The following is a 24,134-nucleotide window of genomic DNA, read 5'->3' as shown; positions in this document are numbered from 1 at the left end:
TTTTCCCCTGCCCTTTTCCATTTCGTTGCAGTCGAACCGGAACATTTCGTCATTAGCAAGCATCCAGGGAACAGGGAGCTTCCATCGCTTTTTATTTTGGTATGCAATCAAAATGAAGCCTGATGTCTCAATGCGATCTGCCGCGTAGGACAGGCTGCATATTTCTCTGCTGGTGCTGAGTCACCCGCCTGCACTTTCAGACAATTGCTGAAATATCACCGCGCCAGCATTTTCGCCAGCATGAAGCCTGAGCCCGCCCCCGTGCCTGCTCCAGGCCACGTTGCTGCTCCGCACAGGTAAAGCCTGTCTACAGGCGTTTTGTAGCGTGAATAGCCGGCAACCGGGCGGAACATGAAATTCTGGTCGGGATGATGCGAGCCGGACAGGCTGTCTCCGCCAATAAGGTTCGGGTTCTCCCGCTCAAGATCAACTGGCGAAAGAATATGGCACGCCCGAATTTTTGTCCTGAAACCCGGCGCATGGGCTTCGATAATATCCAGAACACGCTCGGCATAGGCGTTCTTCACGTCCTCCCAGTCCGTGCCGTCTATCTCACCCTTTGCATCGCCCCGGATCGATGCTGGCAAGACACGTACCTGCACCCAAAGCACATGTTTGCCGGCGGGCGCCCTGCCGGGATCGATAGCCGTTGGCTGGCCTACGACGAGCGCTGGCACGGTGGGCAGTAACCCGTCCATTGCTTCCGAATAGACTCGATTCATCATGCCCACATCCGGGGCGATATGGACGTAGGCGAACTCTCTCAGTGCTGCAGACGCGGTCCAGTCCGGTAGGTCATCCATGGCAAGATGAATCATCATGGCACCCGGACCGGCCCTGTAGCCGGCAAGAGCCTTGTCAAACGTTTTACGAGCCGGGTCGGGCGGTACCATCGCGCCGAACAGCAGTTTGGGATGAACGTTGGAAATAACCGCTCGCGATGCTCTGACGGTCCGGCCATCCATGAGGACTACGCCTTTTGCCTTGCCACCCTCCATCAGGACTTTCTCGACAGGTGCGGATAAAAGAACCTCTCCGCTTTTTTCCTTCAACAGTGATACCATCGACTTAATGATCGTGTCCGCGCCGCCAGCACCGATCACCATACCGAAAACCTGATTGGCCATGGATTCGAGATAGGGGAACATCGCGCCACCGGCGACATCGGGCGCAAAATCGAGATGCAGCCCCCACGCAGCCATCATAGCCTTGAGTTTATCGTTTTCGAAATGCCGGTCGAGAAAACTGCGCGGCGAAGCCAGCAACAGACGACCAAGATCGTACAGCATGGGAAAACCGCCAGCACGCCAGGCTTTCCAAACGGCTTTGGCGCTTTGAAGAGAGGGCATGGGCGCGCCGAGAAGGGCAAAGAGATGCGGCGCCTTCCGACCGAAATCCTCGATCATCGCCGACCATTCGTCTGCATCGCGTCGGGACAGTGCGGCAATGGCACGGGTGGTTTCGACCTGGTCTGTGCCCACACCCAGATATGTGCCATCTGGGAAAACGCTCGCGAAACAATGGGGTGCCGGTACAAATCCAAGGCCATGCGATCTCAACTCTTCGCCATAGGCAGCATGAAAACCCGACCCTGCAAACATGGAGAGATTCATCGCGCAAAGATCATGGCGGAAGCCAGGCTCGGTCACTTCCACAGTTTTGACGGCACCGCCCGCTTCGCTTGCGGCTTCGACCACAGCAACGCGCCAACCTTTCGTGGCGAGATGAACCGCAGCAGCAAGCCCGTTATGACCAGCCCCGATTACCACAGCATCATATTCAAGCATCTCGTTCCTCGAATTATCGTCTGATATATGTGAAAACATATTTTGTATGCGCTGTGCTCCGGCACCGAAAACCGCGTATTTTCTATGCCCGGAAAAGGTCGCTGAACCAGCAGCCGGACATATAATTTAAGCTTAAACAAATTTCTTGCGCAATCATATTTTTGATCATAGGCTTCGTTTCAGCATTAAATGACGGACGCTTCAATCATCACAGGTTTCATCCATGGCTGACCCTGACTATATCATTGTCGGAAGCGGCATAAACGCTCTTGTCGCCGCAGCACTGCTCGGCAAAAAGGGTAAGCGGGTGCTCGTGCTTGAGCGAAACGACCGGATCGGTGGATGTCTTCGAACGGAAGAAATCACCCTGCCAGGCTTCCGGCATGATGTCATGGCCACCACGATGGTGCTATTCCTGACTTCACCAGCTTATGCCGTTCTTGGCAAGGATCTGGAAGCGCGGGGCCTGGAATTTTGTCACTCTTCCATGCCCACCGGTGTTCTCAGGCCAGATGGCAGCCATGCCATTCTTTCCATGGATCGCAGCCGGAATATTGCGCATTTCGAGGCGCTCGCACCCGGCGACGGCAAGGCCTTCGACCGAGAAATGACGAAATTTGCGGGAAATGCAGGCTTTGTTTTCGGCTTGCTCGGCGGCAATCTCTGGTCTTTCGCCACGGCAAAACTGCTGGCCCGACAGGCCTGGAAAAATGGTCTTAAAGGGCTCATGGCATGGTTCGGTGAGGCGCTATCCCCGGCCAGAACTTATCTGGAAAAGACATATCGTTCTGAAGACGTACGGGCTCTTTGGGCGCCATGGGCGCTACATTGTGGCCTTGGGCCGGAAAACAGCTATTCCGCAGAGATGACGCGTGTGATCGGCTTTGCGATAGAAGCCGCCGGTGCGCCAATTGTAAAAGGTGGCGCGGACAATCTGCTGCGCGCTTTCGAGCGCCTGATCCGCGATCAGGGCGGCGAGATCATCACGGGTGCCGATGTCAGCCATATCGACCTCATCGATTCAAACAGGGCAAGCGGCGTGACCCTTGCCGACGGGCGGCATCTGAAGGCCACAAAAGGCGTCATCGCCTCCGTCACGCCCCATCAGCTCTATGAACGTTTGCTGGCCTCGTCTTCGGCGCATTTTTCACAGGATATCCATGATGGCCTGGCCTCTTACAGCTATGGCAAGGGCAATATGCAAATCCACTATGCGCTGAAGGCGCCACCGCGCTGGCGGAGTGGCGACGACCTGAGCAAGGTGGCGCTACTGCATCTGACACCTGGTCTGGATGGCGTATCACGCTCTTCCAACGAAGCGGAGCGCGGACTGCTGCCTGCCGAGCCGACGGTGTGTGTGGGACAGCCGACGGCACTGGATCCGGGACGCGCACCCGATGGCGGCGCAATCCTGTGGCTGCAACTGCCCGACACACCACGCCACATCAAGGGCGATGCCGCAGGCCAGCTCGAATGCCCCGCCGATGGCAAATGGACAGCACAACTGCGCGAGGCCTTTGCCGACCGCATAGAGGCCATGCTGCGCTCCCAGATCGAAAATTTCGATGATATCAACCTCGCCCGCCGCTGTTATGCGCCTTCCGATCTTGAAGCCATGAATATGAACCTCGTCGGTGGCGATCCCTATGGTGGCTTTTGCGGGCTCGACCAGTTTTTCCTCTGGCGTCCGTTCAAGACCACGGTCAATCACCAGACGCACATATCAGGGCTATACCATATCGGTGCCTCGACCCATCCGGGACCTGGCCTGGCGGGCGGCTCAGGCTTTTTGTTGGCTTCCAAGCTGAAGTAATTCGCAAGGACAAACACATATTCTGAAATATACGATCTGTGTGCGTTTGCATATTTATTGCGCAAGTAAAGGTTTTTACGAAGCTTTCGACATACCGCATGAGAAATCACTTGCCGAGAACCCCGATTTCATTTTAGGCTTCAAATAAAGTATAACCGGCAATGACCGGACATGTTCACAATGGGGAACTACGGAGTCTTCACATGATTGATCTGACACGCCGCCGGGTGCTCGGGCTCGGCGCAGGTGCTGTATTGACTTCAATTCTGGGCGGGCATCTCAAGGTCGAGGCGGCCAGCCCGACGACATTGACGATAGCCTTCAATTCCAACCTGCCTTCCTTTGATGGAACGGTCGGGCCTTCGGCCGTAAACCCGGCCATCCAGGCGATATACCGGTCCATATTCGACCAGTATATCGGCCAGGCACCCGATCTTTCCTTCCAGCCGGGATTGCTGACGGCATGGGGCTGGAACGACGACAAGACAAAAGTCTGGATGGACGTGCGCACCGACGTCAAGTGGCATGATGGCACGCCCCTGACGCTCGAAGACGTCATCTGGTCTCTGGAACGGGCGGCAAAGCCGGAAACGGGAAACCCGGTTTCAGGCGTATGGGCATCCATCGACGGTTTCAGCACCGAAGGCCAGCGCATTACGGCCAATGTCAAAAGTTTCGATCCCACCATCTTCAAATGGATGGCATTCCTCACCGGCTATGTGCTGCCCAAAGCCTATTACGAAAAGGTCGGGCCAGCGGGTTTCGAGAAAAAGCCTGTTGGCACCGGGCCCTATATGGTCGATGCCTATGAGGGTAACGCATTTCTCCGACTCAAGGCCAATCCGGATTACTGGGGCGACAAGCCGGCTTTCGAAACCGTCATCTTCAAATTCGTCACAGATGCCACCAGCCGCGTGGCGGAAATCGAATCCGGCTCATCGGATGTGACGCTTGAAATTCCCTATGAGGAATTCGACAGGCTGAAAACGAAATCCGGTCTTTCCGGCGTTTCCACGCCCATCTCCGATATCGGCATGATTTTCATCACCAATTCAGATGTCATGCTGGATAAGAATGTCCGCCTTGCGGCGCATCTTGCCATCGACAAGGCCGCGATCATCAAGAGACTTCTGCGTGGATATGGCACGCCCATAGATACGCTGGAAGCTCCCCAATATGCCGCCTATGATGCTTCGATCAAGATCGGCTACGATCCGAAGAAGGCCACGGAACTGCTCGCAGCCTCAGGCTATTCCAAAGACAAGCCAGCAAAGTTCACGATACAGACCACGCGCGGATTAAAGCCCAAGGATTAGGAAATGATCCAGGCGATTGTCGGCATGTGGCGCAAGATCGGCATTGAAGCCGAGATCGAGGTTTACGAAATCGCCAAGCATTTCGAGCTTCGTGCCGCCCACAAGCTCGCCCCCGCGGCCTTCTACAACTGGGGAAATGCCATCGGCGATCCGACGACCTCGACCGGCTTTGCGATGTTCTCCAAATCCCCGCATTCCGCCTGGAAAAGCGACGATCTCGACGCTAAGATCGGTCCGCTCTGGGGCGAGAAGGATGAGGCGAAACGGATCGAGGGCTGGAAGGCCGTGGACAAATATATTGCCGAAGAGGGCTATGTCATTCCGCTTTTGCAATATGTTCAGCCCGTGGTTTTCAAGGCTGCGCTGAAAGTGACGCCCAGTGTATCGAGCGCCTTGCAGCCGGTGCTGATCGGCAAGGCCTGATATTTCCATCGGCTGGGGCGGTTTTACCGCCCTGGAATTTTTCCCGTTTATCAGGGGCGTGGCGATTGCCATGCCGGGTATCCAGTGACCGTAATCCATCTGCTCAACAAGATTCTTGCCGCCTTGTTCACGCTCTTCGGCGTCGGCGTTATCATCTTCTGTCTGCTGCGCATCGTCCCCGGCGATCCCATCGCCATGATGATTTCACCAAGCGCTACGCCGGAGGATATCGCAGCATTACGCGCCCGTTATGGTCTTGATCTCGGCCTGTTCCAGCAATTTATGATCTGGCTCAAAGCCGTCGTGCAGGGCGATTTCGGGACGTCAATCTCATTGCGCCGCGATGTGATGGAACTGATCTTCCAACGGCTGCCCGCAACGCTTGAACTGGCCTTCGCAGCACTTGCTTTCGGTGTCATGGCCGGTGGAGCGATTGCGGTCATCGGCACACTGTGTCGCCGCACATTCCTTGAACCGGTTCTGGAGTTCCTGAACGGACTGTTTCTCGCCGTGCCGGATTTTGTGTGGGCGCTGGCGCTGGTGCTTCTGCTCGGCGTTTTCTTCCCGGTTCTGCCGCTTTCGGGGAGGCTCGATCCATCGGTTTCCCTGGAGTTCACCACCCCGTTCTATTTGCTGGAAAGCCTGCTCAGGCTCGATTTTCAAACCGTCGCCGATCTTGCCGCCCATATGATGATGCCAGTTCTGGCGCTCGGGTTGCCGCTGGCCTCGATTATTGCGCGGACACTGAAAGAGTCGCTTTCCGAAGCAATGGTACAGGACTACGTGCTTCTTGCGCGTCTCAAGGGCATGTCGTCCTTGCGCCTCGTCCTTCAGGAAGCATTGCGCAATGCCGTAGGCCCGACACTGACGCTGACAGGCGTCCAGTTCACATTCATGATTGGCGGCACGGTGATCGTGGAGCGGATTTTCTCCTATCCCGGCCTCGGCAATATGGCCATTGATGCGGTCATCAATCGTGATCTGCCGTTGATACAGGGTATCGTTATGGTTTTCGGAGCGCTTTTCATCACCATCAATATCGTTAACGACCAGGTCGCCGCTCTTCTCGATCCGAGGCAGTCTCATGGCTGAAACAAGTCTTGCAATCGCCGATACCACGCCCCGTGGCAAAACACTGCGCAGGCTGCTGAGCGAACAGCGTGTCGTTTTCGGCGGCGGCTTCATTCTGCTACTGGTTCTTCTTGCTATTTTTGCGCCGATGATTGCACCCAAAGACCCGCTTGAGCAGGATCTGATGTTGGGCACACTGCCGCCCTTCACTGTGGAAGGGACTGAACCGGGATACTGGCTCGGCACCGACGATCTGGGCCGGGATGTGCTGTCGCGAATCATCTACGGCACCCGCATCGCACTGACCGTGGCGTTCGTCGCCGCCACTTTTTCTGCCCTGATCGGCACAGCGCTTGGTCTTGCAGCAGGTTTTTACGGTGGCTGGACAGACAGGATCGTATCGCGGCTGGTCGATATCTGGATGGCTTTTCCGCCAGTCTTGTTGTCCGTGCTGCTGGTTGCGGTTTTCGGATCCGGCCTGCATTCGGTCATCGCGGCAATCGTCATTATCGACTGGACACGCTTTTGCCGCGTCGTGCGCGCCGAAACCATGCGACAGGCCGGTCTCGATTACGTCACCGCCGCCGAAACGCTGGGTTTTTCGCGCATCCATATCCTGCTCAGGGAAATCCTGCCCAATGTCGCGCCCGTGCTTGTGGCACTTGTCAGCCTGGAAATGGGCATCGCGGTCATCGTCGAGACTATTTTGTCCTTTGTCGGCCTGTCGCTGTCTTCGGACACGCCAACCTGGGGCAGCATGATCGCGCAGGGTCGCCAGATCATCTATCAGGGCTGGTGGGTTCTGGTTTTTCCTCTCTCTGCCCTGTTTGCAACGGTGCTGGCCTTCAACCAGCTTGGCAACGGCCTGCGGGTAGCGCTCGATCCGGTGATGCGCCGATGACGCCTCCTCTTCTTCTGCGCATTGAATCACTCAACGCCATTTCAACCCGTGATGCGAACCAGCCGGTTTTGCGAGATGTGACGCTGGATCTGAAGCCGGGGGAAGTCCGCGGCATCGTCGGCGAATCCGGCGCGGGCAAATCGACAATTGCCAAAGCCTTGCTCGGCATATTGCCCGCCACGGTGCAGATAACCAGTGGTTCTATACGCTTCGAGGGCCGCAATCTCCTCACGCTTGCTCCCCGCGATATGCGTAACATCATGGGCCGCGATATCACGCTTATTCCCCAGGACCCGCAAACGGCTCTCAATCCTGCGCGTAAAATCGAGGCCCAACTTACGGACGGTTTGCGGTTGCAATCGGGTGTGGATAAAAAACAGGCGCGTCTGCGCGCGCTGGAACTGCTGGAAGAGGTGCAGATCCGCGATCCGGATCGGGTCATGCGCTCCTATCCGCATCAGCTTTCCGGCGGCATGCGGCAACGTATTCTGATCGCTGCAGCCTTCGCACCCGGCCCGAAACTGGTTGTGGCCGATGAGCCGACGACCGCTCTTGATGTCACAGTTCAGAAGGAAGTGCTGCGCCTGATACGGCGGATGCAGCAGGCACATGGTACTGCCGTGATTTTCGTTACCCACGACCTCGGTGTCGTTGCCAAGATATGCGATAGCGTGACCCTGCTATATGCGGGGAAGGTGATCGAAGACGGTTCGACGGCCACCCTTCTTCAAAATCCGGCGCATGCCTATACACGCGCCCTGATTGCTGCCGGTCCGCGCTACGACAGGCCGGATGCAGGACTTGAGCCTGTGCCCGAAGAGATTTTCACTCAATTACGCCGTGAAATCGGTATGTCCGGAAGAGGCTGACATGAGCGAAGCCAACGACGCCTTTCTTCTCGACGCGCGCGGCATTGAAGTCACCTATGGCGCAGGCAAGGGCCTGTTTGCCGCAAAAGACCATGGGACGCGTGTCCTCCACGGCGTCGATATCGCCATCCGCCGGGGAGAGGCCGTGGGCATCGTCGGTGAAAGCGGCTCCGGCAAGACGACACTGGGACGGGCGCTGTTACGTCTGGTGCCGACGTCTGCGGGAACCATCACCTTTGACGGGCAGGATATCACGACGCTACCGGCACATCATATGCGTCTCCTGAGACGGCGCATGCAAATGATCTTCCAGGACCCGATGGCCTCGCTCAATCCGCGTCATTCCATTGGTCAGATATTGTCCGGTCCCCTGCTGCTGCACGGCCTTGCCGAAAACAGGCATGATGCAGCAATGCAGGTGAAAGCGATGCTGGATCGTGTCTCCTTACCCCTGGCGGTACTGGGGCGCAGCCCACACGAATTATCCGGTGGCCAGCGCCAACGCGTCGGTATTGCGCGGGCGGCTTTGCTGAAGCCGGATTTCGTATTGGCGGATGAGATCGTATCAGGGCTGGATGTTTCCACACAGGCCACGGTTCTTAATCTCCTGAAGGAATTGTCGCGTGAAATGGGCATGGCCATGGCTTTTATCAGCCACGACCTGTCGGTCATCCGCGCCATTTGCGACAGGGTCTATGTGCTGCGCTTCGGCAAGGTAGTGGAAGAAGGTGCCTGCGCCACTCTCTTCGATTATCCTGGCTCGGATTACACCCGCCATTTGCTGGATGCCATACCGCTACCGGAGATCGACCCTGAATGGCTTGACAGACATGCACCCGGCGAGACGGCATGAGCCTCCTATCAATGACAATTCTGCAGGAGCGAAAATGAAGGCTATCGAGTACCGGGAACATGGGCCTGCCGGGGTATTGAACTATGTGGATTTGCCTGACCCCGTGGCAGGAGAAAAGCATATTCTCGTCAGGCTTGAGGCTGCAAGCGTAACACCCTTCGACTGGAAGCTGCGCGCCGGAAAGCTCCGGGATCATTTTACATTGCCCATGCCAAGCGTTCCGGGACGCGACGGCGGTGGCAGGGTCGTGGCCGTCGGCGATGGCGTGACGGAGTTCAGTATCGGCGACAGGGTTGTCGTCATGGCCGGAACATTCGCCCAAGGCGGCTATGCGGAGTTGATCTCCGTCGATGAGGCGAACGCCGTGCGCATTCCCGACAATCTTGCGACGGTTGGCGCTGTCGCTCTCACCAATGCCGGTGTTAGTTCCTGGATTTCGATGCAGGCAGCCCAGGTCAGGCCTGGTGAGCGCGTGCTGGTACATTCCGGTTCGGGTGCCGTCGGCGGTCTGCTGATACAGCTATGCCGCCACCTTGGCGCGGAGGTGACGGCGACCTGCCGCTCGACCAATCGCGACTATACGCTCGCTCTGGGTGCAAACCGCGTCGTGGCCTATGATGAAGAGGACTTTTCCGACCTAGTGACGGATCAGGACGTGGTTTTCGACCTGATGGGCGGCATCGTCCATGAAAAATCTTACAAGGTCCTCAAACGCGGCGGCCGCCTCGTCTGGCTCGTCGCCGATCCCATCGAGGATCGGGGTGAGGCATATGGTGTCACGGTGAAGCGCGCGATGGTGACGGATGACAAGTCGGCATTGCAGTCGATTCTAGACCTCGCTAGCGCAGGCGTATTGAAGCCGCAGGTGGCACGAACACTTCCGTTGGCACAGGCAGTGCAGGCGCACCGCCTGATGGAAGACGGCGCCATCTCCCGTGGGCGCCTTATTCTCACCATGTAGAGTATTTCCGGACGCAAAACCGGTTCCAACTTTTGCTGGAATTGCGTTTCAGAAGGGCTCAATTATCGGGGAAAAGCGGTGCCCCACGCCCTTTGGCAACGAAGCTGCGAAAATCTTCCACGGCCTGTTCGTTTGCCAGGGAGCAGAACGGGCCGCGGCTGACCTCAATGCCGTTCAGCTTGTGAAGCCGCACATCCATTTCCGCTGTTTTCAGCGTCACGGCGGCCGTATTGACAACCGGTGCGTGGAGAACCCTGAACCCGAACTCACCCCCGACCAGCAGCCCCGGCAAGACGCCTGCGGGAATGATGACGTCGGCGCCGTCGCGAACGAGCGGCTCGGCGCATGCGGTAAAAGCCGCCAGCATTCGCGTCCGTGCCTCGTCATCGCCGGCAAAGGCGGCGCTGAAATCCGAGGGCGCGCAATTCATGCCGACGACATGTCGCACCCGGCTTCCGAGGCCGTAGAGATCGGCCTGTTCGTAATGCCAGACCTGGAAGACATCATCGAGTGTAACCAGCGCCAGGCGTCGTCCCAGGCGCGCGGCGTAATGCATGCATGCCTCGCCCGCGCCGATGACGGGAATGCGCAGCGCCGATTTCAATTCGTAGAGACCGGGATCCTGAAAATGCCCGATGACGACCGCGTCATAGCCGCGTTGCGCCGCTTCCAGCCCATTATCGATGGCGATTGCCGCGCAACGAAACTCGGCCAGCCTGCCGAAATGCCTGTCCGGCGGGCTGATGCCGAAGACGTCGACAGTCGTGCCCGGCTCGGCATTGTTGTTGAGATATTTCGACAACCGGTCCAGATATGCTGCACTGGCGCTTGAATCGATAAAGCTTTGCCAGAAGATACGCATGATTTCCCCGTTCGATGTTGCGCCTGCAAGTCAGGCGACAGCCAGTCTGACATCGACATTGCCGCGCGTTGCATTCGAATAGGGGCAGCGTTCGTGAGCACCGGCAACGATTTCTTCTGCGAGCGAGCGTTCGATACCAGGCAGGGAGACAACCAGTTCGACAGCCAGCGCATAACCCACTGGAACCGGGCCGATACCGACCTTTGCAGTGACCGAAGTGTCATCAGGCAGCGCAATCTTGCTTGTGCGAGCGACGAGTTTTACCGCGCCGAGGAAGCAGGCTGCGTAACCGGCAGCAAACAACTGTTCGGGGTTGGTGCCCTCGCCACCCGGGCCACCCAGTCCTTTCGGTACCGAGAGCCGCGCCGAGAAACCGCCGTCATCGACGCTCTCGACTTTTCCGTCCCGGCCACCATTGGCCACAACCGCCGTCTCGTACAAGATCTTTTCGGGCGTCATGATGCTCTCCATGCCTGGATAAAAATGTGTTGTCGAACGGATCGATAGCCGACCGATGTTCCGGGACCAAGCAGCCCCTACATAATATTTGAAACATAAAATAAACTAGAGGGAGGTCAACGATCTTTTTCAAAAATCCATCGCGTTATTCAACCGGTCACGAATTTCCATCTACCGGTTGCATTGGAAAACCACGTGTGAAAATTGTCCGCCCCGGCATCTCATGGCAAGCGGCAACAACCGCTGAATTTTCTATAAACGAATAAATTTTAGGCTTGAAGTAATTTTAGGCTCGTTCTAGCATCGCTGTAATTGTTGAGGGGGCTGCCGCACAGAACGGCCGGGACCTACCAATAGATCCCCCTGACAGGACTGCAGGTTTTCGTGTTTTCAAACCGCCGCAGGTCCATCGGACTCAAGAGCCGAGGGTCATAACCAGAGGGATTTTCATGAGCTTCGAAATCGACCGTAGAAACCTTTTGCAGATGCTTGGCCTGGCCGCCGTCAGTGGAACAGCCTTGTCACAAGCGACTATTGCCTTCGCCCAGGGTGTCGATAGTGTCACCATCGGCTGGCCATCCGACGTACCGTCTTGGGATCCGAACCTGAGGTTCGTTCCAGACGCCCAACCGATTTTCAAAATGGTTTATGACCAGCCGCTGGATCAGGCGCCTGATCTTAAGCTAATCCCGAATCTGATCACAAAATGGGAGTTAAAGCCCGACGGGCTTTCAATGCCTTTTGAAATCCGCAGTGACGTGAAGTTTCACAACGGTGATCCGATGACGATGGAGGATTTCAGATACACCTTCGTCGAGCGCATAAAGTCCGGCCTCAAGCTCGATATAGCCAATTCCTGGCGTACGCTTTCGGATATCGAGATTACATCGCCTACCTCTGGCGTCATGAAATTCTCGGCGCCGACGCCGACCGCACCGCAGTGGCTGGCCTTCCTCGGCAGCTATCTCGTGCCGAAGAAATATATCGAGTCCGTTGGCGCGGAAGAGTTCGCGAAAAAGCCCGTGGGGACCGGCCCGTACAAGCTCGTTGACTACCAGATGAATTCCCGTATCGTGCTGGAGCGTAACGACGACTACTTCGGCGCCAAGCCCAAACTCAAGCGTGTAACGATCGACATCATCAAGGATCCGTCGGCACGTACCGCCGCCATCCAGTCGGGGCAGGTCGATATCACCGTCAATATTCCGGTCCGTGAAGTCATGCGTCTCGGCAAAACTTCAGGCCTGGCTGCCGAAATCAATCCCTTTACCCGCCTGATCCTGTTGCAGATGCGCAATGACAAGGGCTTTACCGACAAGGCCGTTCGCCTTGCAGCGCACCATGCCATCGACAAGGCCGCACTGTCCAAAGCCTTTTACGGCGGCGAGGCCGTTCCGCTGTCGATTCCGGCAACCCCCGGAACGCCGGGCTATCTGACCGACTACAAGTTCTCCTACGACCCGGAACTGTCGAAGAAGATTCTGGCCGATGCAGGCTTCACCGCCGACAAGCCAGCGACCTTCACCCTGGCAGCAACCAACGGGCAGTTCCCCAGCGATTTCGATATCGCCCGTGCTCTCGTGCAGATGTGGGGTAAGGTTGGCATCAAGGTCGAATTGCAGCAGATCGAATATTCGAAATATTTCGAACTGAACCGTGGTGGCCAGTTACCAGAAGCGACGCTTTATAGCTTCGACAACGCCACAGGCGATCCGGAAATCTTCTCAGGCTACCTCATGAACCCCAAAATGCCGTTCGGCGCATGGAAGGGCCAGGAGATCGGCGACAAGATCCTCAAGCTCTTCGTCGAGCCTGTCTATGAAAAACGTATCGAAGGCTACAAGGCGCTTGCACAGGAGATCGTTGAAACGGGTGCCAATATCCCGCTTCTACAGAGCGTCCAGACGCTGGTGCGAAAGAAAGACCTCACCTACGTGAAATACGGCAATGGCTGGATTCTGGGCAACACCATGTCCTGGAGCTGATCGAGTTGCCCGTCCCCAGGTCCGGCTGGTCCGGACCCATCCAGACATTTCATTCCGTGAGGCATACGCATGTTTACGACCATTGCCAAACTTCTGGCAAAGCGGGTCATGACCGCGATACCTATTCTTCTCGTCGTATCCGCACTTCTTTTTTGTGTTCTGCGCATTCTTCCGGTCGATCCGGCGGCCATGTCCTTGCCCCCCAATGCGACGACCGAAGAGGTCGAGACCATGCGCAAAGATATGGGCCTGGATCGCCCTCTTTATGAGCAATACGGAATCTGGCTTGGAAAGCTTATGGAAGGCGATGTCGGTCGCTCCATTCATTTCCGGCAGGACGTCACGACCCTCATCGGCAATACCCTGCCTGCGACAATCGAGCTGGCGGCGATCGCCATGGTGTTTGCCACGATATTCGGCATCGCAGGTGGACTGTTTCTATTCTATGTGCGGGGTACCAGAGCCGAGGCGGTGGTGGAATTCATGTCGATCCTGCTACTCTCCTTGCCGGAGTTCCTCTGGAGCCTGTTCCTGCTGCTGATTTTCGGCGTTTTCTTCGAGCTGTTGCCGTTCACCGGACGCCTCAGTCCGGGCTTCGAACGCCCGTTGGTGACCGGCTTTCTGCTTCTGGACAGTCTGATCACTGGCAATATCGGCGTGTTCCTCGATGCTCTCGAACACATGATATTGCCATGCCTTGCGCTCGCTATCGCCCTGTCGCCCTCGCTGATGCGTGTGCTTCGCTCCAGCCTGCTGGATGCCTATCAGGACGACTACATCCATCAGGCCAGACTGCGCGGTCTCTCTGAAAAGCGTATCCTGATCCGTCACGGCCTGAAGAACGCGATATTGCCGACGCTAAGCCTGATGGGTGTGCAATTCGGCTTCCTGTTCGGCGGCACCTTGCTCGTCGAGATCATTTATTCCTATCCGGGCATGGGCAATCTGATGGTGGATGCGATCCGCAATGCCGATCTTCCGATTATTCAGGGTGCGGGCCTCACCTATTGCGTCGCCGTGCTGGTGATTAGCATCGTCATCGACAGCCTGTACCTTATCCTGAACCCCAAACTCAGGGTGCGCTGATATGAAACCTCTTCCTCTCTGGCTCAGGTCCGGTCGCGTCCAGATCGGGCTCGTCATTATTGGCATCCTAGTCATATGTGCGCTGTTTGCACCCTGGCTGGCACCCAACGATCCGAACGAGCAGAACCTACTCAACATCCTGCTTCCGCCCACCTGGGCCGAGGCAGGCGATATTCTCTACCCGCTCGGCACTGACAGTCTGGGTCGTTGCGTCCTGTCGCGACTGATCTTCGGCGCCCGTGTAGCTCTGACGGTGGCATTTACCGCTGCAGTCGGCGCCATGATTATCGGTGCGATTCTGGCGCATATCGCAGGCTATTTCGGCGGATTTATCGACTGGGTGATCGGTCGTATCGTCGAGATCTGGCTCTCGTTCCCTCCGGTTATCCTGTCGCTGATCCTGATGGTCGGTCTCGGAACTGGGCTACGCAATGTGGTGATCGCCATCGTTCTGGTCGACTGGACACGTTTCTGTCGCGTATTGCGCAGCGAGGTCATCGTTCTGCGGCAAAAGGATTACGTCGCGGCTGCGCAACTTGTCGGGTTCTCGCACTGGCGCACAATCATATTCGAAATTTTGCCGGGAACGCTGCCTTTGCTGATCACGTTGATGAGCCTCGAAATGGGGGTGGCGGTGATCGTGGAGGCGGTGCTGTCCTTCGTGGGCATGAGCGTCGGGTCCGAAACGCCAGCCTGGGGGCAGATGATCGCCGATGCGCGCCAAGACATCTACGATGCTCCGCTCAACCTTGTCGCACCCATTTTCGCGATTTTTCTTGCGGTTTTCGGCTTCAACATTCTGGGCGACGGGCTGCGACGCACCCTCGACACGCGCCTGACGCAGACGGAGCGCACCTGACATGGCCAATCCCATTCTATCTGCAACGGGCCTGTGTGTTGAAGCGCTTGGCGGGAAAGAACGATTTCCTGTTCTGACCGACCTCAATTTCTCACTGGAGCCCGGAAAGATCCTTGGCCTCGTGGGAGAATCGGGTGCCGGAAAATCGATGATCGGGCGAACGATTTCACAGTTCCTCCCTAATGGCTTTTCAGTCACGAAGGGCAGCCTGACATTCGATGGCGAGAACATGCTGTCAATGGCGTCGGAACGTCGGCGGAATCTGCTTGGGCGCGACATCGCCTTTATCCCTCAGGAGCCGTTATCGGGCCTCGACCCGGTCATGAGCGTCGGCCAGCAGATGAAAGAGCATCTGCTGCGCATTGGCCTTGCGCCCGGAGAATCATGGCGCGAGCGAGCCTTGAAGGAGTTCGATGCCGTGCATCTTCCCCACGGCGCTGCCCTGCTTGAAAAATATCCCCATCAACTCTCCGGCGGCATGTGCCAGCGTATTCTGATCGCCATGGCATTTGCCAGCCGCCCTCGCCTGCTGATTGCCGATGAGCCCACCACAGCGCTTGATGTGACGATCCAGGCGCGTATCGTCAAGCTGATCGCGGAGATGCAGGAGCGCGACGGCACAGCCGTCATCTTCATCACGCATGATTTGCGGCTTGCCGCGCAGATCAGCGACGAGATCATGGTGCTCTATGCCGGCAGACCGGCCGAACGCGGGCCTTCGGAACGGCTGTTCTCTGCGCCGGGTCACCCCTACACGCGCTGTCTGCAGCTTGCAAATCCCGGCATCAGCGCCCCCCGCAGAGGTCTTTACATCCTGCCAGAACGTATGCCGGGTCTGCGTGTCCTGAAGGATCTGCAGGGTTGTCGCTTTGCATCCAGATGTCCCAACACGGTAGACGCTTGCCTGAAAACCGAACCGCCTCTGGCCGAGATCGGGCCGAACCATGTGGCCGCCTGTATCCGCACGGAGACCACGCCGGGCATCGTGCCGCCATCTTTGGTCGAGGCCCAAAAAGTCGATTCGGCCAGCACGGCCCTGACGGGCGAAAATCTGACCAAGGCCTACACGACGTCCTGGAGTCCCTTTTCCAGGCGCAGCAGCTTCAAGGCTGTCAACAGCGTCGATTTCACCCTGGGAGAAGGCGAATTCGTCGGCATCGTCGGCGAAAGCGGCAGCGGTAAAAGCTCGCTCGCACGTCTGGTTGTCGGTCTCGATACTCCGACTGCGGGCAAGATCGTATTGGCTGGTCGCGATGTGACTGCAAATGGCAAGTCTGAGAAGACATACCGTCGGGAGCTTGTGCAGATGATCTTTCAGGATCCACAGTCCGCGCTCAACCCGCGGCGGCGGATCGGCAGCATCGTCACCCAGGCATTGGAAGCCAGTGATCTGCAGCACAGCAAGCATGAACTCATGGACCGCGCCGCCGAGTTGCTGAAGGAGATCGGGCTTCCGCCGGATGCCGCAACGCGTTTTCCGTCGCAACTTTCCGGCGGTCAAAAGCAACGCGTCAATATTGCACGGGCACTTTGCACCTTGCCGCGCATTCTGGTGGCGGATGAAATCGTTTCGGGCCTCGATGTATCGGTTCAGGCCCAGCTTCTCGATCTGCTTCTGAAGCTGCGCAACGAACACGGCTTCTCCATGCTATTCATCAGCCACGACCTTTCCGTCGTACGCTATCTCTGCGATCGGGTTCTGGTGATGTATCGGGGAGAAGTCGTCGAGAGCGGCGACACGGAGACGATATTCGCCAATCCGCAGCACCCCTATACGCGCAGCCTGCTGGCCGCGGTGCCGCCCGATGACGTGAACGCCGAATGGTCTCCGGTGCTGGCGGAGACAGGCTACCGTATCGAATAAGGACACGCGTCGGCCACAGATATGATGCTGAGGACGCCGGAAGAGAAACAGAGAGATCGACATGGACATGTTTTTGGACACCCTGAAAAGGGCACTAGGTTCTGATGTCTGCTTTGACGATGATATACCCGTGCGATTCCATAATGACTGGGCCGGAATGGCGCCGGTGAGGCCGATAGCGCTGGTGCGCGCCCGCACGACTGAACAGGTATCGGCCACCATGCGGCTTTGCAACGAGTACAAGGTACCGGTGACGCCGCAGGGTGGCCTGACAGGTCTTGCCGGCGGGGCGCGGCCTATCGAGGGTGGCGTGGCACTGTCTCTGGATCGCATGAACGCCATTGAGGAACTGGATACCGTTATGGCGACGATGACGGTGCAGGCCGGTACGCCCTTGGGCGTGGCGCAGCGGGCGGCGGAAGAGGCAGGATTGTTCCTGGGGCTCGATCTTGGCGCGCGCGACAGTTGCGTCATCGGTGGCAATCTCGCCACCAATGCCGGAGGAAACCGGGTCATCCGCTTTGGCATGGCGCGGGAGCATGTGCTCGGCATCGAAGTGGTGCTGCCTGACGGTACGGTCGTCACCTCCCTCAACAAGATGCTGAAGAACAATGCCGGTTATGACCTCAAACAGCTGTTCATCGGCTCGGAAGGCACACTTGGCGTGATCACCCGCGCGGTGCTGCGGCTACAGGCAAGGCCGGCCGAACTCGCAAGCGCCTTCTGCGCCTGCCCGGATTTTCCCGCCTTGCTGGAAGTGCTGAAAAGCGCTCGCCAGCGCCTTGGTTCGGCGCTCACCTCTTTCGAGGTGATGTGGCCGAGTTTCTACGAGTTTATGATCGCCGGTCTTCCCACCCTGCGTCGGGCTTTCAAAGAACAACACGGCATTTATTTGCTGATTGAAACCGGTGGCAACGACGCCGGAGAAAACCGGCGCCTGCTCGAAGAGCTTCTCTCCGGCGCGATGGAGGCCGGGCATGTCTCCGATGCCATCCTGCCATCTTCGGAACGGGAGATGCAGGATTTGTGGGCTGTGCGAGAAAGCGTGTCCGAATATGGCAAGCTGATGGGGCCGTTGACGGCATTCGATGTCGGCCTGCCAACCAGCCGTTCCGGCGAGGTGGTGGACGAAATCGAGGCTACGATGAGGGCGTGTTGGCCGGATGCGATTACGCTGAGCTACGGCCATATCGGCGACAGCAACCTGCATGTCGTCTGCAATATCCCATCGGCTGGCCAGAACCAGCCGCACAAGGACATATATCAGTTGATATTCGGTATCATAGGCCGCGAAGGCGGCACCATTTCCGCCGAACATGGCATCGGCCTTGTGAAAAAGCCTTATCTAGGTCTTTCGCGCACACCGCAGGAGCTCGCCCTGATGGGAACGATCAAGCAGGCGCTCGATCCCAACAACATCCTTAATACCGGCAAGGTTCTGACTTTGCCCTGATGTTAGTCCAGTTTCAGCGCGTCAGCTTGTAGTCGGCGCGCTCCCTGTCCCAAGTGCTTGGTGTCACGCCAGTGGCAATCAACTTGTATTTCTGCACTTTGCCATTCTCTGTAAGCGGAAGCTTATCGACGATGTCGATGAAACGCGGCACGGAAAAATAGGACATGCGCGGCTGGTAAAAGTCCAGAAGGTCGGCTTCCGAGAGGCTCACACCCTGCTTCAGGATGACAGATGCCATCACCTCGTCTTCCTCCAGTTCTGACTTCACCGGAAAAACCGCAACGTTTTCGACCGCCGGGTGCGCGACGATCAGATGCTCGACCTCGAAGGACGATATGTTCTCGCCTCGTCTTCGGATCGCATCCTTTATCCGATCGAGGAATTGCACATAGCCATCACCATCCATGGTGACACGATCGCCCGTGTGAAACCACAGGATTCGCCAGGTCTCGACGGTCTTTTCCGCCGCACCGAAATAGCCTGTTGCAGTCGAGAACGGTTCGGAGGAGCGAACCACCAGTTCCCCGGGAACGTCTGCAGGCAACACATTGTCCTCGTCATCGACAACGGCAATGTCGAAACCGGGTCTGGCCTTGCCCATCTTGCCCGGTCGCTGCTCGCGCAGGAGCGCACCGATCGCGAAATTGGTCTCGGTCGAGCCATAGCCATCGATGATGCCGATGCCGAAGCGTTCGGTAAACGGACCATGGAATTGCGGCGGCACACCCGGTGAGAGAGCGATGCGTCTTGTGGCGACGGTCGGCATCCGAGACATCCCTCGACAGAAGAATGGGAACCATTGCGCCAAGCAGATAAGTGATGGTCGCGCCGCTCTCTGCAAGCGAGTTCGAGAACCGCGTTGCTGAGAATTTCGGTTCGATGACCAGCGACGCCCCCGTCAACCTGCATTGCATTGGGGAGGATGTCTCCGAACGGTTGGACGTCGTATCGGCGCAGTTCCGAGTCTTGGTCACCCTCCGTCCCAAATACGTCTGCCGTGCGTGCACCTATGGTGTCGTTCAGGCCCCTGCTCCAGCGCGATTAATCCAGGCAGGGTTGCCGACGGAAGCGACCGTCGCCCAAGTTCTGGTCTCTAAATATGCCGATCATCTTCCGCTGTATCGGCAGGCTCAGATCATGAGTCGCCAGAGCGTTGATCTCGACCGCTCCAAACTTGCCGACTGTGTCGGGCGAGCAGCGTTCGAATTACGTCCGGTCTTCGATGCGCTGAGTGCCTATCTGAAGCGCTCGACCAATCTGTTCATGGACGAGACCCGTGCCCCGCTTCTTTATTCCGGTTCCCGCAGGACCAAGATCGGATACTTCTAGGCGCTGGCGCTAGATGATCGCCCATGGAGCGGCGGTGCTTCACAGAGCGTGGCCTTCACCTATGCCCCTGAACGAGGAGGCATTCATGTAGAACGAATATTGCAAGGCTTCTCCGGTATCCTGCAGGTCGATGGCTATGCCGGATACAACAGGCTGATCGCACCAGAGCGCGTTGGCCCCGGACATTCGGCTTGCCTATTGTTGGGCACATGCTCGTCGCAAGCTCGTGGAGATCACCCGTAACGCAACAGCCCCGATTGCCGAGGACGGCGTTAAACGGATCGGCGAGCTGTATCGGATCGAAGCCTAATTTGCGTGGCCTTGATCCGGAGGCTCGTTTTGCTGGACGGGAGGAACGGTCTGCACCGCTCGCCGCCGACATGCAGGTTTGGCTTAAGCATAACCGAGCCCGTGTCGCTGCAAAATCTCCGCTCGGCGAAGCCTTGGCCTACATCGCCAAATACTGGGATGGTCTCCAACTCCTCCTGACAGACGGTCGCATCGAGATCGACAACAACACCGTCGAGCGGACCATCCGACCAATTGCACTGAACAGGGAGAACGCGCTCTTTGCGAGGCATGACGCAGGGGCGGAGAACTGGGCGCCCGTCGCCTCGCTCATCAAGACCTGCAAGCTCAATTCGGTCGATCCGTGGCCTACCTGACTACCACGCTCACAGCCATCGTCAACGGCCACAAGCAGAGCAAGATAGATGAACTCTTGCCTTGGAGTCACTTGAGCTTATGGCACAAGCGTCGCCATTAACTATGGACGATCTGTGGAAACCAACGGAAGTCTATCGCAAAAGTCGCTCGTAACGCTTAACCTTAACGCCTGTTGTTTGGTATGCCACTGGTTGAGCCTGAAACAAGGATCACGCCGCATGACATTGAAGATCACCCGCCGACTTATTCCGGACTGGGGAACGACCTATGGCCCACTTGGTGACGGTCCCTTTCCTGCAATCATGATCTTGCATGGCTCCGAGGGGGCATGGTCCGGATGGAGCCACCGAAATGCTGTAATCCTCGCAAGCCATGGCTTTCTTGCGTTCCCTTTCGGCTACTCGAATGGTGGAAATGCCTGGAATGCGGGCGACATTATCAATGTCTCTCTTGATCGGACTGTTGAAGCATTGACAGCGTTACGCGCATTCCATTTTGCTAGCGAAAAGGTTGGAGTCTACGGCGTCTCCAGAGGTGCAGAACATGCCTTGCTGTTGGCCTCTCTCATGGCGCGCGACGGAGTAGATGGATTGCCCGACGCCATTGCCGCTCATAGCCCGCCCGATGTCATTTGCGGCGCTTTCAATGCACGGAGCTGGCGGGATGCGGGTGATCCCGGTTGGCAGGCTTGGGACCCCGGCAACCGAGCTTGGTCGTGGCGCGGTTCTTCGGAGGAACTTCTCCCGACCACCCCCATAGAAATCGAACGCTTCGACGCCCCCCTATTCCTGAGCCACGGCACCGCCGATCGAGTTTGGTCTGTCGATATGACGCGCCGGCTCGCTGATCGGCTGCATAAGTACGGCAGAAAACCGGAAGTCCATTTTTATGAGGGGCAAGATCACATTCCGGGAAGTGCCGCCGAAAATGATCATCACGAACACCTTGTTGCATTCTTTGAACGCAGTCTGGCGACGTGAATGTCACAGATCGGCAAGGCAGGACGAATCTCTAATATCGTCCCATACCTACCGCACACCGTTGGGGAGAAGCTTCCTTCGTTCTCCATGGAAAAACCACTCACTGATCAGACGACAACGGACAATGTGTGGGAAAAACATCGGTTACGACGCGGTCTGGCAACGACCAGTTGCTCCTGCTTCATCAAGCGCTGAACAACCTTTTCCGAGATTATCACGCTCTGTCTGGCCAGCGACGCCTGTAGTCTCCGATAGCCGTAGCAACGACGGTTCGCTTCAAAGATTTCCGCAAGGCTGTTGCGTACGGCGGCATACTTGTCTGCCAGACACATGCGCGTGCGATGGTAAAAGTAGGAGCTTCGGGCATTTCGTAGCTGGGCGAGCAGTTCTGGCAAGCGGTAAACTTTCTTTAGGGCGTCAATTAGCTGTGTCTTCTCCCGATTACTCAGGGTCAGCAGATCGACGCCCGGCCTTTTTTTAAGAATTCGTTGGCCTTCTTGAGGAGATCATGTTCGAGTTGCAAATGGCGAACATCACGCTGCAGAGCTTCAAGCTGTCGCTTGAGTTCCTCACGTTCTGGCGCTTTGGAGTTGGCTTTGCGGCGTTTCATAGATAAAGAAGCCTCATGACCGAGTAGCTGGTCTTTCCAGCTATATAATGACGGTATTGAAACGCCCAGCCGATCAGCTACCTGCTGAGCGCTTTCATCTCCACTGCATAGTCCGATGACCCCCGCTTGCCGGACTTCCTCGGAATAGCCAGAATGCCAAGATCGACCGACCATTGATGCTCGCGTCTCCAGAAAGGCCTCCCGGACCCATGCGGTGAGAGTTCCTCGACCAGGGTAGCCAAGCGCCCTCATCGTCACAGAGATGCAACGATCATGGGTGCGATAATGCTCAAGTGCCGCCTGCTTCTGACTGTCCGAATACTTCTGCGCTGGAGCTACCGGCTGAATACGAAGGTCGAGATGCTGCAAGTACTCGCAGTACCAGCCCCTCAGGGCATTCTTTGTGGGATAACCCAACTGGCGAATGGTACCGTTAAGTCGCTTGCCAAGCCTGATGTAAAGCTCAACGGCTCGAAGTCAGTCTGCGCAGGAATACATAAACTACCTCCTGGTGGTCCAAGTTTTCGTTCGCATCCCCGGTGGTTACGGCCTCGGTTGTTGAGGTATACGGATTAATCGGGTACCCGAGTTAGCCTCGTACCAAGAGTGCACTCTGGCCTGGTAGGGTGAGATTGTTGAGGCCGTTTTAGCACCTCCGGCACCCCAGTTTGACGTCTCAGACATCTCAATAGTCAGCCACTGGAAGGTTCATGGCAGCGACCTGTTCCACATTACGGTGCGGATGGACAAGCCGGCCCCACATCAATCGCGCCTGAACCACTGCGGATTTTTCAGCCGCAGCGGCCAGTTTGTCGTTCGGCTTTCCCGAATTACGCTGTTCTGTAGCGTTCCAGCCAGTGAGCATACGGCGCAGGTAGCGTCCATGACGGCTTATCGATACCGAGTTCGAGCGCCGCTTTGTATGGCCAATGGTTGTTGGCAAGCAACGGACGACCGAGCGAAACCATATCGACGACATCATCTGCGATCAGCGCATCAGCCTGCTTTGGTTCGCTGATGAACCAGCTCGTGGTGGCGGGAAGTTCAGCCTTGCGTCGAACCCGCTGGGCTATAGGCGCCATGAAAGCTGGACCCCAGGGGATGTTGGCGGTCGAGGTGGAAAATCCGATGCTGACATCGATAATGTCGAGGCCGCCAGCCTTGAAGCGGCGAACCATCTCGATCCCTTCTTCCAGGTCATCGGAACCATCGAATTCGGTCACGCCAAAACGAGCGGCAAGTGCCAGGTGTTCAGGCCAGACATCACGAACGGCAGCCAGTGTTTCGAGCAGAAACCTTGCACGCCCGTCAAAGTCGCCGCCGTAGTTGTCCGTGCGCTTGTTAGACCAGGTCGAGAAGAAACTTTGTCCGAGATAACCATGAGCGAAATGAAGCTCAAGCCATTCAAAACCAGCGGCCAGCGCACGCTTCGCAGCAGCGACGAAGTCTGCTTTGATCCGTTCGATATCAGCAATCGTCATGGCCTGCGGCACCTTGCCGAGGTTTGCTCCGAAGGCAATGGCAGACGGCGCCAATGTTTCCCAGCCACGAGGATCGGACTCTGGGATATGGTCGTCGCCTTCCCATGGACGGTTGGCGCTCGCTTTGCGGCCAGCATGTCCGATCTGAATTCCGGGAACGGCACCGGCGGCCTTGATCAAACTCACGGCCTGTTTCCAAGGCTCGATCTGATCATCGCTCCAGATACCGGCGCAGCCGGGGGTGATACGGCCTTCGGGCGACACAGCCGTCGCCTCTGCAATCACCAAGCCCGCTCCGCCGCGCGCAAGCCCGGCCAGATGGACATGATGCCAGTCATTGATAACGCCGTCTTCTGCCGAATACTGGCACATCGGCGAGACCACGATGCGGTTTCGCAGCGTTACGTCTTTGAGTGTGAATGGGGTAAATAGAGATGACATGGAAGCTCCAACTGATAATTAGCAATCCTCATATAAAACTTCGATAGTTCGATTACAATCGAACT

At 57.1% G+C, this 24,134-nt stretch carries 17 protein-coding genes and 3 pseudogenes; 14 read left to right on the top strand and 6 right to left on the bottom strand.

What is annotated here, in order from left to right; genetic code table 11:
* Nucleotides 1–215 precede the first annotated feature (215 nt).
* Complete coding sequence (locus tag QRN55_RS02450) at nt 216–1,787, bottom strand: phytoene desaturase family protein (protein WP_284774517.1); 1,572 nt, start codon at nt 1,785–1,787, stop codon at nt 216–218.
* 223 nt (nt 1,788–2,010) lie between these two features.
* Here QRN55_RS02450 and QRN55_RS02445 point away from each other — a divergent pair, with 223 nt between their 5' ends.
* The 7 genes and pseudogenes from QRN55_RS02445 to QRN55_RS02415 all read left to right on the top strand — a co-directional run bounded on the left by QRN55_RS02445 (nt 2,011) and on the right by QRN55_RS02415 (nt 9,994).
* The gene (locus QRN55_RS02445; protein ID WP_284774515.1) at nt 2,011–3,600 is read left to right on the top strand and encodes a phytoene desaturase family protein; all 1,590 of its coding nucleotides are present in this window, start codon (nt 2,011–2,013) and stop codon (nt 3,598–3,600) included.
* A gap of 203 nt (nt 3,601–3,803) precedes the next feature.
* Nucleotides 3,804–5,339 (top strand): annotated as a pseudogene (locus tag QRN55_RS02440) (ABC transporter substrate-binding protein).
* A gap of 84 nt (nt 5,340–5,423) precedes the next feature.
* Nucleotides 5,424–6,431, top strand: a complete 1,008-nt coding sequence (locus QRN55_RS02435) for an ABC transporter permease (RefSeq protein WP_284774514.1) — start codon at nt 5,424–5,426, stop codon at nt 6,429–6,431.
* Nucleotides 6,424–7,311 carry an ABC transporter permease gene (locus tag QRN55_RS02430; RefSeq protein ID WP_233136821.1) on the top strand — a complete coding sequence of 296 codons (888 nt, stop codon included), beginning with the start codon at nt 6,424–6,426 and terminating at the stop codon, nt 7,309–7,311. Before QRN55_RS02435 ends, QRN55_RS02430 begins: the two co-directional genes overlap by 8 nt.
* Nucleotides 7,308–8,180 carry an ABC transporter ATP-binding protein gene (locus QRN55_RS02425; protein WP_233136822.1) on the top strand — a complete coding sequence of 291 codons (873 nt, stop codon included), beginning with the start codon at nt 7,308–7,310 and terminating at the stop codon, nt 8,178–8,180. The genes QRN55_RS02430 and QRN55_RS02425 overlap by 4 nt, the downstream gene beginning before the upstream one ends.
* Before the next feature lies 1 nt (nt 8,181).
* The gene (locus tag QRN55_RS02420) at nt 8,182–9,033 is read left to right on the top strand and encodes an ATP-binding cassette domain-containing protein (protein WP_284774510.1); all 852 of its coding nucleotides are present in this window, start codon (nt 8,182–8,184) and stop codon (nt 9,031–9,033) included.
* A gap of 34 nt (nt 9,034–9,067) precedes the next feature.
* A complete protein-coding gene (locus tag QRN55_RS02415; RefSeq protein ID WP_233136824.1) occupies nt 9,068–9,994 on the top strand; it encodes an NADP-dependent oxidoreductase in 927 nt (308 codons plus the stop codon).
* Nucleotides 9,995–10,052: 58 nt separating this feature from the next.
* Here QRN55_RS02415 and QRN55_RS02410 read toward each other — a convergent pair whose 3' ends face one another.
* Both QRN55_RS02410 and QRN55_RS02405 read right to left on the bottom strand, forming a co-directional pair.
* Nucleotides 10,053–10,856: an aspartate/glutamate racemase family protein gene (locus tag QRN55_RS02410; RefSeq protein ID WP_111839382.1), complete on the bottom strand. Its 804-nt coding sequence runs from the start codon at nt 10,854–10,856 to the stop codon at nt 10,053–10,055.
* Between the two features lie 30 nt (nt 10,857–10,886).
* Nucleotides 10,887–11,315, bottom strand: a complete 429-nt coding sequence (locus QRN55_RS02405) for an organic hydroperoxide resistance protein (protein ID WP_162694503.1) — start codon at nt 11,313–11,315, stop codon at nt 10,887–10,889.
* A gap of 449 nt (nt 11,316–11,764) precedes the next feature.
* On the opposite strand from QRN55_RS02405, the gene QRN55_RS02400 reads away from it, so the two are divergent.
* The 5 genes from QRN55_RS02400 (at nt 11,765) to QRN55_RS02380 (ending at nt 18,562) form a co-directional block, all read left to right on the top strand.
* A complete protein-coding gene (locus tag QRN55_RS02400) occupies nt 11,765–13,300 on the top strand; it encodes an ABC transporter substrate-binding protein (RefSeq protein ID WP_111839383.1) in 1,536 nt (511 codons plus the stop codon).
* Nucleotides 13,301–13,369: 69 nt separating this feature from the next.
* The gene (locus QRN55_RS02395) at nt 13,370–14,386 is read left to right on the top strand and encodes an ABC transporter permease (protein ID WP_284774503.1); all 1,017 of its coding nucleotides are present in this window, start codon (nt 13,370–13,372) and stop codon (nt 14,384–14,386) included.
* A 1-nt stretch (nt 14,387) separates the two neighbouring features.
* Entirely contained in the window at nt 14,388–15,245 is an 858-nt protein-coding gene (locus QRN55_RS02390; RefSeq protein ID WP_284774501.1) for an ABC transporter permease, read from the top strand.
* A gap of 1 nt (nt 15,246) precedes the next feature.
* Entirely contained in the window at nt 15,247–17,109 is a 1,863-nt protein-coding gene (locus tag QRN55_RS02385; RefSeq protein WP_284774499.1) for an ABC transporter ATP-binding protein, read from the top strand.
* Between the two features lie 130 nt (nt 17,110–17,239).
* Nucleotides 17,240–18,562 carry an FAD-binding oxidoreductase gene (locus QRN55_RS02380; RefSeq protein WP_284774497.1) on the top strand — a complete coding sequence of 441 codons (1,323 nt, stop codon included), beginning with the start codon at nt 17,240–17,242 and terminating at the stop codon, nt 18,560–18,562.
* A gap of 13 nt (nt 18,563–18,575) precedes the next feature.
* On the opposite strand, the gene QRN55_RS02375 is transcribed toward QRN55_RS02380, so the two are convergent.
* The gene (locus QRN55_RS02375) at nt 18,576–19,328 is read right to left on the bottom strand and encodes an AMP-binding enzyme (protein WP_284774496.1); all 753 of its coding nucleotides are present in this window, start codon (nt 19,326–19,328) and stop codon (nt 18,576–18,578) included.
* A 137-nt stretch (nt 19,329–19,465) separates the two neighbouring features.
* On the opposite strand from QRN55_RS02375, the pseudogene tnpC reads away from it, so the two are divergent.
* A pseudogene (tnpC, locus tag QRN55_RS02370) lies at nt 19,466–20,657 on the top strand (IS66 family transposase); the annotation flags it as partial.
* A gap of 118 nt (nt 20,658–20,775) precedes the next feature.
* Nucleotides 20,776–21,537, top strand: coding sequence for an alpha/beta hydrolase family protein (locus QRN55_RS02365; RefSeq protein WP_284774494.1), 762 nt, complete (start codon nt 20,776–20,778; stop codon nt 21,535–21,537).
* Nucleotides 21,538–21,665: 128 nt separating this feature from the next.
* On the opposite strand, the pseudogene QRN55_RS02360 reads toward QRN55_RS02365, so the two are convergent.
* Both QRN55_RS02360 and QRN55_RS02355 read right to left on the bottom strand, forming a co-directional pair.
* A pseudogene (locus QRN55_RS02360) lies at nt 21,666–22,603 on the bottom strand (IS3 family transposase); the annotation flags it as partial.
* Between the two features lie 374 nt (nt 22,604–22,977).
* A complete protein-coding gene (locus QRN55_RS02355; RefSeq protein ID WP_284774493.1) occupies nt 22,978–24,069 on the bottom strand; it encodes an NADH:flavin oxidoreductase/NADH oxidase in 1,092 nt (363 codons plus the stop codon).
* Nucleotides 24,070–24,134: the final 65 nt, after the last annotated feature.

Origin of the sequence: Agrobacterium sp. lyk4-40-TYG-31 (genome assembly GCF_030209855.1) — a bacterium.
GTDB lineage: Bacteria > Pseudomonadota > Alphaproteobacteria > Rhizobiales > Rhizobiaceae > Agrobacterium > Agrobacterium vaccinii.
This window is presented reverse-complemented; position numbering and strand designations above follow the sequence as displayed.